Origin of the sequence: Wolbachia endosymbiont of Madathamugadia hiepei (assembly GCF_013366855.1) — a bacterium.
Lineage (GTDB): Bacteria > Pseudomonadota > Alphaproteobacteria > Rickettsiales > Anaplasmataceae > Wolbachia.
In genome coordinates, this window is sequence record NZ_WQMP01000022.1 from 1 (window position 1) to 10977 (window position 10977).

Annotated in this window: 9 protein-coding genes and 3 pseudogenes; 4 read left to right on the forward strand and 8 right to left on the reverse strand. The window is 35.2% G+C overall.

Annotation, left to right across the window (positions count from 1 at the left end):
* Window positions 1–103 (forward strand): annotated as a pseudogene (locus GO685_RS01400) (IS982 family transposase); the annotation flags it as partial.
* Window positions 104–716: 613 nt separating this feature from the next.
* Here GO685_RS01400 and GO685_RS01405 read toward each other — a convergent pair.
* The 3 genes from GO685_RS01405 to GO685_RS01415 all read right to left on the reverse strand — a co-directional run bounded on the left by GO685_RS01405 (window position 717) and on the right by GO685_RS01415 (window position 4976).
* Window positions 717–1574 carry a ParB/RepB/Spo0J family partition protein gene (locus GO685_RS01405; RefSeq protein WP_175937244.1) on the reverse strand — a complete coding sequence of 286 codons (858 nt, stop codon included), beginning with the start codon at window positions 1572–1574 and terminating at the stop codon, window positions 717–719.
* Window positions 1571–2413: an AAA family ATPase gene (locus GO685_RS01410; protein ID WP_175937245.1), complete on the reverse strand. Its 843-nt coding sequence runs from the start codon at window positions 2411–2413 to the stop codon at window positions 1571–1573. The genes GO685_RS01405 and GO685_RS01410 overlap by 4 nt, the downstream gene beginning before the upstream one ends.
* Window positions 2414–2495: 82 nt before the next feature.
* A complete protein-coding gene (locus tag GO685_RS01415; RefSeq protein WP_175937246.1) occupies window positions 2496–4976 on the reverse strand; it encodes an ATP-binding protein in 2481 nt (826 codons plus the stop codon).
* 114 nt (window positions 4977–5090) lie between these two features.
* Between GO685_RS01415 and hemF the strand changes: the two genes are divergently transcribed.
* Both hemF and GO685_RS01425 read left to right on the forward strand, forming a co-directional pair.
* Window positions 5091–5915 (forward strand): oxygen-dependent coproporphyrinogen oxidase, encoded by an 825-nt coding sequence (hemF, locus tag GO685_RS01420; protein ID WP_175937247.1) that lies wholly within the window; start codon window positions 5091–5093, stop codon window positions 5913–5915.
* 584 nt (window positions 5916–6499) lie between these two features.
* Window positions 6500–6709, forward strand: coding sequence for a hypothetical protein (locus GO685_RS01425; protein WP_175937248.1), 210 nt, complete (start codon window positions 6500–6502; stop codon window positions 6707–6709).
* Between the two features lie 60 nt (window positions 6710–6769).
* On the opposite strand, the pseudogene GO685_RS01430 reads toward GO685_RS01425, so the two are convergent.
* A pseudogene (locus tag GO685_RS01430) lies at window positions 6770–7552 on the reverse strand (IS5 family transposase).
* Window positions 7553–7940: 388 nt separating this feature from the next.
* Here GO685_RS01430 and GO685_RS01435 point away from each other — a divergent pair.
* Window positions 7941–8147 carry a hypothetical protein gene (locus tag GO685_RS01435; RefSeq protein ID WP_175937249.1) on the forward strand — a complete coding sequence of 69 codons (207 nt, stop codon included), beginning with the start codon at window positions 7941–7943 and terminating at the stop codon, window positions 8145–8147.
* A gap of 40 nt (window positions 8148–8187) precedes the next feature.
* On the opposite strand, the gene GO685_RS01440 is transcribed toward GO685_RS01435, so the two are convergent.
* The 4 genes and pseudogenes from GO685_RS01440 to GO685_RS01455 all read right to left on the reverse strand — a co-directional run bounded on the left by GO685_RS01440 (window position 8188) and on the right by GO685_RS01455 (window position 10886).
* Complete coding sequence (locus GO685_RS01440) at window positions 8188–9249, reverse strand: hypothetical protein (protein WP_175937250.1); 1062 nt, start codon at window positions 9247–9249, stop codon at window positions 8188–8190.
* 14 nt (window positions 9250–9263) lie between these two features.
* On the reverse strand, window positions 9264–10193 hold the full coding sequence (locus GO685_RS05785; RefSeq protein WP_343033197.1) for an ankyrin repeat domain-containing protein: 930 nt from the start codon (window positions 10191–10193) through the stop codon (window positions 9264–9266).
* 12 nt (window positions 10194–10205) lie between these two features.
* Window positions 10206–10661 (reverse strand): annotated as a pseudogene (locus GO685_RS05710) (ankyrin repeat domain-containing protein); the annotation flags it as partial.
* A gap of 6 nt (window positions 10662–10667) precedes the next feature.
* Window positions 10668–10886 (reverse strand): ankyrin repeat domain-containing protein, encoded by a 219-nt coding sequence (locus tag GO685_RS01455; protein ID WP_343033198.1) that lies wholly within the window; start codon window positions 10884–10886, stop codon window positions 10668–10670.
* Window positions 10887–10977: the final 91 nt, after the last annotated feature.

Sequence of the window (10977 nt, forward strand, 5' to 3'; positions counted from 1 at the left end):
TAGATCTCCTATTAACTTTTTAGTTCACATTTTTTCTACGCTTATTTCATATTCCATGCAACCCAAAAAGCCCTCTATTTCCAGCTCTTTCCTTATCAGCTAACCCATAGTTAGCGTTTTTGGTGTCGTTCCAGCGTGTAACGCTGGAATTCAAGAGAAAAAGAAGCATGAATCCCAATGGACTTTGTTGCATAGCTAGCTACGCAACAAAGCCAACTGGGATGTTACTTTAGCAATAAATATTTAAGAAATTCACTAAATAAAAAAAAGCAAAAGAATCCCTAGTCGATGGCTAATTATTTATATGTACCTCAAATATCGGCGTTTTTACTCTCAACGCTACGATTCAGCTACTTTTAAATGCAAATAACCCAAACTGTAAACGTTAAGAAATTTACTGAGTGGAAAAAAGGCAAAAGAAACCCAGAGCAGCTAGTATTCAAATTCTCGCTTGTCTATTTGACGTTCTATACTGTCTTAAACGACTTATAAGCGCGTTTCAGCTTGAAAACCAGAAGTTTTAAAAAGACGTGAGGTTCACATAGTGCAAAAATTTAAACATGAGACGCCAAATACCCTAAGTTTTTTGTCATTAACCTGCACAAATTGCGAAGATAAATAAATAGCTTCAGTATCATTATAGGGGGGTGGGGGAACTTGTCAAGTAGTTTTTTTGTCTCTATTGGATGACGCCAACAGTTGATTATCTTTTCACTCTACTGGCAGCTCTCAAGCTTTCTATTCAAAATCTTTAATATTAAATCCAATTCGTTTGGGTTATTATACCGTATCATAACTTTACCCTTGGAATTGTTGTCATTAATTTTGATCTTTAAGCCAAGTTGAGAAGATATAGTGCCCTCTATTGCTGCTATATCCTGATTTTGAGTATATTTTTGTTCTTTTTTATCACTACTTTGATGTAAGTCTTTTATCAACTTTTCAGTTTGTCTAACGTTCAAGCCTTGGGAAATTATCTTCTCTGTAATGCTTTCTGCGTTTTCAACATTAATCAACGCTCTTGCATGGCCCATAGACAATTTTTTTTCATTGATCATCGTTTTCACACTGCCAGGAAGCGACAACATCCGAATCATATTGGTTATGTGACTGCGGCTTTTGCCTACAGTTGAGGCTAGTTCTTCATGTGTATAAGAGAACTCATCTATCAGTTTTTTGTATGCTTCACCTTCCTCTATTGGATTTATATCTTGCCTTTGTATGTTCTCAATGATAGATAATTTCAAGCATTCCTTGTCGCTCAAATCTTTTACAATGACTGACACACTATCGAGGTTTGCAATCTTGCTTGCTCGCCAACGACGTTCCCCAGCTATTATTTCATAACCGTCATTATTTGAATCTTTGCGCACTACGATAGGCTGTATAATACCATTTTTCTCTATGGAACTTGCCAGTTCTTTCAACGACTCTTCATCAAAGTGCTTTCGTGGCTGGAATTTGCTTGGGTGCAGTAGTGAAATAGGTAAATACTCTTGCCGATCTTTTTTATTATCATAATTATCACCTATAAGACCAGCAAGACCTCTGCCCAGGCGCCTATCATCTTTCATACTATGCCCTCGCTCACCAGCTTCTTCTCTTGGCAGCAGCTTGCATGCTTTTTCAAAATCTCCTTTGCTAGGCTTATATATGCTTGTGCGCCAGGGCATTTAAGATCGTATACAATAGCGGGTTTCCCATGGGAAGGTGCTTCCGATAATCTCACATTACGCGGAATGATGGTCTCATATAGTGGAATAATAGTTTTATACACTTTGTCATTTAAATACTGACAAATGTCATTTTTGATCTGTTCGCTAAGCTTGTTGCGCTTATCATACATTGTGAGCAATATCCCTTCTATTACCAGGCAAGGGTTTAAGTTATTTCTTTTTATTAGCTCTACAGTTTTAACTAGATGACTCAGTCCCTCCAGAGCAAAAAATTCACATTGAAGAGGAACAATAATAGAATCAGCAGCGGTCAAGGCATTAATGGTAAGCAAACCAAGTGATGGAGGACAATCGATAATTATATACTCATAATTGTCGCGTATTTTTTCTAATGCGCTTTTTAAAACAAATTTTCCTCGTTCAAGCTGTGATAATTCGATTTCTGCAGCTGATAAATCAACCACTGATGAAATTAGCGACAAATTTGGAATTTCCTTTATATCGAAAATTGCTGATCCTATCAGTTTATTCTCGCTACTTAGTAATATTTTATATATATTTTTTTCTTCCCTGCTACGATAAGAAATTCCAAGCCCGGTGCTAGCATTTCCTTGAGGGTCAAGATCTACTAGTAAAGTACTTTTTCCTACAGCAGCAAAGGCTGTCGATAGGTTTATACTAGTTGTAGTTTTACCAACTCCACCCTTTTGGTTTACTATTGCAATAACCTTGCTCACGCCTTTTATCTTATGTATAAAATAACTCTATTGTATATATGCTGGAAATTTTTGCATTAGAAAATTTTTTTGTTGCCTAAAATTAAACTGTTTTTTTTGCTTTGTGTAGTACACTTTGCACTTTGTTTCCCAATTCATTTAGGGTGAATGGCTTTGGTAAAAAGTGGAAATCTTCCACATTAATGGTGTCGTTCTTCAAAAACGCATCTTCCGCATATCCAGAAATAAAAATGACATTGATACCTGGTCTGTGAACTAGAGCTTCTTTGATTATCTCTGGTCCGCTAACTTCTGGCATAATCACATCAGTGACTATTAGATCTATGTGTAAACTTTTTTCGCTTATCATTTCTAATGCCTTGTTGCCTGTGCTAGCTTCTATTACATCAAACCCTTTTCTTTGTAATGCTTTAGTAGTGAATTCTCTTACTGAATCTTCATCTTCGATCAATAAGATTGTACCATTGCTTCTAACTTCATTTACTACTGGTTTCTCTATTTCTTCGCTGCTTTCCTCTCTATGGTTTTCATCTGATATGTAAACCATAGGCAAAAATATGCTAAATTTAGTCCCGTGATTTATCTCACTAGCAACATAGATATACCCTTCAGTTTGTTTTATAATACCATATACAGTGGAAAGACCAAGACCTGTACCAGAGGTAATATCTTTAGTAGAAAAGAATGGGTCAAATACTTTTTGAATTGTATCATGCGTCATTCCACATCCTGTATCGATTACTTCAATTACAACATAATTTCCATGTTCAATCGCTTCTTTGTCTGGAGAAAACATATTCTTAGGTGTAGAATTTAATGAATTGATCTTTTTATTAAAAGTTCGTATGGTTAGTTCTCCACCCTTTTCCATGGCAGCACTGGCATTTATTACTAAGTTAAGTATAACTTGCTCTAATTGTCCTTGATCAGCTCTCACCATACCTAAATCCCTACCGTAATAAGCAGTGAATTTTATATTCTCGCCTATTAATCTCTTTATCATTTCATAAAGATTAGTTATCACACTGTTTACATCAATAATTTTTGGTTGCATTGTCTGCCTTCTTGAGAAAGCAAGCAACTGCTTAACTAAATTTGATCCACGTTTAGCATTTTGCTGTATTTGTATTACATTTCCAAAGGATGGATCACTAGCTGAGTGCTGAAGCAAAAGCAAATCACAAAATCCTATTATTCCGGTTAGTATATTGTTAAAATCATGCGCAATACCACCTGCGAGCTGTCCTATAGCTTGCATTTTTTGATAATGCTCAAGTTTTATCTCCAGATTTTTATGCTCAGTGTTATCGACAAAATAGCAGAGTATGAACATCGTTCTATTATGAAGAAACTTATTGAAATATACCTTCGTATTATCGTTGTTGCTGAGCTGCACATCAAAGGATGCGTTATTTATTCTATTACTAGAAAAATACTCACGTATTTTCATATGATAGTCGTCTGATATCAGTGTAAAGATCGAATTGTTATCTGGTCCTGCAAGCTTTATTAGCGCTGTATTTTTTTTTATAAAGTTGCCGTTTACATCGCACTGTGCAATAGGGATCGATGAATTTGTAAAACATGGGTGTAATTGATAATCAATAACGTTTGATTCAACTGGCGTAATAAAGCCATATATATAGTTATGATGGTGTTTATCACAAAACATAGCAGCACTCATATAAGCCTTAAATGGAATACCACTTACGGTACAAAACAAAACCTCATTATCAGCTGCTGTATTATTATACTTGGATTGAAATACAAAGTCATTGATTGAATTGCCTCTTTCAAGTTTTTTCAGTTCAAATATGTCTAAAAACCTTTGATTGACAGATAAAATCATCCCTTTAGCATTTGCAATGTAAGTTCCTATATTATGCTTTTCTATTAATTCTTCGTATACCTGCTCTTTGTTCATCTGTGTTGCTTTTAACACAAAATACTCATGTGGTCTTGCTATTGGTGCTAGTGATAAATTTAGAGCCTTGTTACTACTTATAACAACTTGGGGATTATCTGGTACTGGTTCAAAAAGCAAAAGAAAATTAGATATTTTATCTTTCTTGTTTAAGGCAATGTGTACCTGTACAGAAGAGTTATTTTTCAGTGCATGGTATAGCGCCTTTTTGTCTTTTTCTGAAATATTCCCTATTTCAAGAATCTTGTCTAATGTAACGTCATTATCTATGTGATCTTTGAATCTTTCGTAGAACCTTGCGTCAGCATAAACAATACCCTCATCTCTGTGTAAAATAAGACAAAATTCTGTATTGTGATTTAGTGCATTTGCAAATATTGCATTTTGAAATTCTACGATATTAAGTAAGTATCTATAGCGTTTTACATGGTATACTATAAATAGAGTCATTAAAGTGCTAACTAGCAGGTTAATCTCTATATTAGTATGCTGGTCATATATATCAAAAAAGTAGAGTGTTGATATTACTACTGGAGGTAAAAACATAATGACTGCCATAGCGATAATTGACATTCCATGATTTCTCAATATGAAGTCAACTCTGTTCTCTTTCTTGCTGTCTATGTATCTTTTACTCATTGTGCATATAAAAATGTTTTATTATATTTATTTAATTATTATCGAATTATTAACATCTTTGATAAGTAATTACCACTTAAGTCTCTCGAATATTAGTACTGTTGACAAGACATTATGAACGAACAAAAAATGCAAGCTTTTGAATGGTTCTGTGCACTGAGAAATAAAATTGTAGAGTCTTTTTTGTCAATTGAAGAACATTCATCTACAGATCCAAAGATTGAAAAAAGAAAATGGGATCGTCCAGGTGGTGGAGGTGGCGAATCTACAATTATTTATGGTAATGTTTTTGAAAAAGTAGGGGTAAATGTTTCAAAAGTACATGGAAAGTTCGCAGATTCAATTATAAATGAAATCCCTGGTGCAAGCGAGAGCGATGGGGAATTTTGGGCTAGTGGCATATCTTTAGTGTCTCACATGCAATCTCCTCTGATTCCTGCAGCACATATGAACACAAGGCTGATGTATACATCGAAACAATGGTTCGGTGGAGGAATGGACTTTACTCCAATATATAAAAATGAGGAAGATTGTAGGTATATTCATGAATCAATCAAAGCAACATGTGATGAATTTGATACTGAGTATTATCCAAAATTTAAGGAGCAATGTGACAGCTACTTTTTCTTGCAGCACAGGAAAGAACCACGTGGAATTGGTGGAATTTTCTATGATAATCTGAATTCTGGCAACTGGGAAAGTGACCTCAAATTTACAAAAGCAGTAGGCAAAACCTTTTTGGAAATCTATTTGCATATAATACGTCAACATATGCAAAAGCCTTGGACGAAAAAGCAGCGAGAGGCTCAATTAATAAAGCGTGGCAGGTACGTAGAATTCAACCTGCTATATGACCGTGGTACAAGATTTGGTTTAATGACGGGTGGTAATCCAGATGCAATTATGATGTCAATGCCGCCTCTTGTTAAGTGGTTGTAGAGCCTAAATGTATGAACATTGTGATTTGGTAACTCACAGAAACAAAAAAACTACTTGACAACTTTTGCCAGTCCTCTTACAATAGAATTGTGGGTGTTTTAAGCCTAAAATTTATCTTTAATCTTGTATTAAGTGACAAAAGCACAGTATAAAACAAGGCGTGTTATGTTTAATTTTTACAGCATGGACACTGCATATCTTTATAATTTTTTGTCTACATTAGCTGAGCCTCGCTTATTAAGCGGTGTAAGAGAGAATCGGACGCCAAGTTTTTGAGAGAACAGTAAACAACTCAAGTTGCGGGGTTTCTTTTGTCTTTTTTTTAAATTAGTTAAAATCTTAACTAATCTCATTTTTTTCACAAAAAAATTGCTTAACAAGTTTCGACATTTCCCTTATCATAAATTATGGGTATTTACAACCCCAAGGTCAGCTACTTGTCAAGTGTATAGAGCATTAACGCCAAGTTATTAAAATAGATATTGGCCAGGGCTTCTTTTGCTTTTTTTTCATTTGATAAATTTCTTAAATATTTATTGCTAATTGTAATTCATGAATTGGGTAGGAGGGGGGCATTCCAGCGCGTGACGCTGGCATCTAGGAATTTTATCAGGTTAGTGAGTATAAAAGTTATGTTAAAATGCGCCGTTTTTATGGAAAACTGGATTCCAGTATCAAGCACTGGAATGAAAAAGAAGGAGGCACTGGAACGACAAAAAAGAGTTCTTGGAGGACAAAAAAGGGGCACTGGAAGGACAGGAAAAGGGCTACTTGGAGACACCATCATAAAGTGACATTAGATTCCAGCGTCAAGCATTTTGCAGTGCTCACCTGTGTTTCTCCTAAGAACCTGTTTAAAATCTTCGTAACAGGAGAGCAATGAAGGAGAGGACTATCATCTGTAAGCTAGTGTTGAGCTTCTGCTCGCAATTTTTCCACAATCGCCTGCACTTTTCTAACCAAGCAAAAGAGCGTTCAACAGCCCATCTTTTTGGCAATACGACGAAAGTGTGTAATTCACTTCGCTTTATTACTTCAACAGTCGCACTAATGATAGCTTTTATTTGTGTTGCAAAGTTCCCCCCTGTGTAGCCGGCATCAACCAGTACGTTTTTAACTTCAGAGAGGTTTGCTTTAGCATTTTCTACCATTTTCACAGCACTGCTACGGTCAGTTGCTTCTGCCGTTGTTACATAAATTGCATGTGGCAAACCTTGTGTATCAACTGCAATATGGCGCTTTATACCAGAAATCTTTTTACCTGCATCATAGCCTTTTTTTTCAGCAGGTTTTTAACGCTTTGAGAATCAACTATACAGAAACTGGTTTTCTCTCTCCGACCATTGCTAATACGGACCTCTCCAACTAATTTTTTTTAAGACTAATTCCAATAAGCTTGGCTCTTTTCCATTCTTTTTACTCCACACTCGAAAATAGTAATATATGCTTTCCCATCTTGGAAAACCCTTTGGTAACATCCTCTACTGACAACCACTTTTTAAGACGTACAACACCCCACAAAATACGTCATACAAATCAAGTTTTCTTGGTTTTGTTTTCTGCTTACTACTCTCCAAAATTGGCCTGATTTTTTCAAACTGCTCTCTACTTACATCGCTTGGATAACTTTTCTGCATAGATAACCTCATTATTAATCTATGCCTATTTTACCTCATCTCTTCGAGATTTTAAACAGGTTCTTAATAAAACCATAAAAGGAAAACTGGTGTTATAAATTTAATTTTAAGTGAAAGATTGAGTGATTAGTTTTACTAGACAAGCCGAACACTAAGTTCGAAAAAGTAGAAAATTTAGAACAACTCGATGAAAAAATCTCTCCTTAGTCCAACTACTCTTCAACCACCGATTGCGCTTTCGAAGCCGATATATTAATATCCTCACCATTATTAACAACAAATAAATATTTTAAAAATCTCTTGACTTCCGCCAAAATGGATGGTTTTATGCCAAGACTACTAAAAAAGCGGTAGTAAATATTTAGGAGAAAATGGATTACTAGATTTAGTGAGAGAGTACAACAAAATTGAGGATGAAGAAACACGTGATAAATTTTATTCATTGATTATGTCAGTATCTAAAAAAATACAGATCGATAAAGAAAAGGGTCAAAAAATAGGGGAAACAGAAGTGGCAAAGAATTTACTTGAGGTAGGTGTTCCAATTGATGTAATACAACAAGCAACTGGCCTGCAGGATCTTAAGGCTATTTGAGAAGCAATAAGATAATTTCTTTAGGAAGTTCCCTAAGCTGCTAAACTGATATCAACGTGGGATTTTGAGCATTTTCTTCACTTTTCAATTTAACCACTTCTATAGAAGATGTATTGCCTAATGCAGAGTTCACTATATCACCAGGCTTTACCCCTTCCATTGCCGCTTCGGCCTTTTCTAAAACTTTTTTAGATGGGCTCATTGCCTCAGAACGCACCAATCCTCCAGATCTGGTAAAACATTTTCGCTCTATGGCTTCTTTAACCGATAACCTTCCCAATCGGCAATTTTTTCCTACTTCTTCTCCACAATCTTCTAATTTCTTCAACATCTCTTTATTCCCTTCTACCCTTATTAGGTTTTGATCTTGCTCATCAGGATATAATCTAACTTCTAATTTTCCCTGACTGGTGAAGAAAGTTAATACTATATCGCTACCATTTGCAAGGTCAGTGTAATTCCTTATGTCATTTTCAGTGATAATTTCTACTTCACTTTTTCCAATCTTTATTACATCCCTTCCATACCCTGCTTCTCCCTGAGTTAGTCCTAGATCCCTTGCTCCATCTGTAATTTTTGCAACATTTATTGTGCTGTCTTCTGAATATTCTAAATAGGGAGTAGAGTTATCAAGTTTTGCATTTTTTATCTTACCGCTTGTTGCACTTTTAGCAACTTCCATGAATTGTAGAGTACAATTAACATAATCTTCATAGGCTTCTTTCATCTTAGTTTTGTGATCCTTAAATTCTGATTCCAGTGTATCGATCACAAATGTACTATCTATATTGTATAACACCGCCCCTCTTGATACCAATTCACATACTATATCACTAGCAACTTTGGGATCTTTTTTTGATTCACTAATGTCTTTTATTTTTTTTATCACATAATCCGTAAAACTATACTTACTTTCATACGCCTTTCCATATAGTTTTCCTTGATGGGGAAAATTAAACCTTACTCCAGACTCTATAGCTTTGATCACAATCTGTTTCAGTTCATTCATGTCTTGGGCTTCACCTACTTTATCTAGGAAAAACTTCAATAATTTCCCCTGGTTTAGTATTAAATTATCCCATAGAGTTCCAGATTTGGACAAATGCTCTTTCTTATCTAAAATCCTTCATAATCAATCGCTCCCGCTCCTAATAACAGTCTTTCTACTTCTTTACGCAAATCCTCTTTGTTGTGTAGGACATTTCTAGCAATTTGAAGAATTTTTGACCTTCCTTTGTAATCATGGAGGTTTAAGATCTTTTTTAAATTTTGAGTATTCTTGGGTTCATTCAACAACTTTTCTAATTGGGATTGAGAATTACTTACCAAGGCACTGTATAATTCTTCTTTCAAATTCTTTTGCTCATCAGTTAAAAAGCAATCTTCAAGATGATAATTGTGATTGTCAATTGCAATATCTAGTGGGGTTTTCCCTTGTTCATCAGATATACTGAGAGCTCCTTTCTTTAGGAGGAAATTTATATTACTGAAACTGGAACAAGCAGCATAATGCAATGGTGTTCTTCCTCTATCGTCCTTTGCATTAAGCTCAGCTCCCCCTTCTAAGAGTAAATCTATAAATCCTTCTATTGCAAGATCATTTATACTTGATAACGCATGCAATAATGTTAACTTGGATTCTCCCCTTTCAAGATTAACAATGGTCCTCAGATCTTCTTTATTATTTTCATTCTTTTGTAGAAAATCTTTAAGCTTTATAACATAATCATAATAACTTTTACTGCTACAAAATAGGAAGCCTTTAAGAATACATAACAGCTCTTTATTCAACTTCCTTTGATTTGGTGTTAGATTAGATACGTCAGCAAACCATGTACATATTAAATTATCAAATGTATCTTTTTCAACAACATCAATTAAAGAGCGATCTTCACGCAGCAGTGATGAATATTTAAGCAATTCATACTCATCATCTACTGGCTCTTTTTCCTGTTGTGATTCTTCTATTTTTCCCAGATGTTTTAAACCATCATTTTTGGTTAATGTGATTAAGAGCTTTAAAAGTCTAACATCTCTACGTCCCAATAAAGGATTTGCTCCTGTATCGATTAAAGCTTTCGCTACTTTTGTATGGCCATTTTTAGCAGCCCAGTATAATGGAGTATGTCTGTTTTTATTCACTGCATTAACATTTGCGCCGTTACTTATTAGGACCTCTGCTAATTCTTTATGACCATTTTGAGCAGCGCAGTGTAATGGAGTATATCCATTTTCACTTATTACATTGACATTTGCCAGCTTTTTTATTAGGATCTCTGCTATTTCTTTACGGCCATTTTGAGCAGTGCAGTGTAATGGAGTATATCCGGCTCTACTCACTATATTGACATCTTCCAGGTTTTTTATTAGGATCTCTACTGCTTCTTTATTGCCAAGAAGGGCAGCTCAGTGTAATGGAGTCCACTTTTCTCTGTCTACTGCATCAATATTTGCCCCACTTTCTATTAGAGTTTCTACTACTGCTTTGTTGCCATAAAGGGCAATGCAGTGCAATGGAGTCTACTCTTCTCTGCTCATTGCATTGTGTTTTAGTAGAACTTTTATTACTTCTTTATGGCCTTTTCTAGCAGCACAACGTAACGGGGTCTGCAATCTATTGTCTAATGTACTAATCTTTGCCCCGTATTTTAGTAGAACTTCTACTACTTCTTTATGGCCATTTTGAGCACCCCAGTGTAATGGAGTCATCCCAAGTGCGTTTAATGAATCAACATTAATCTAGTCTCTGTGAACAAAATTTTAGAGAAGCCATATGAGAGAATCAACGAAGTTTAAAAAACCCATAAAAACCTCAGCAGTCTTGTCAAAT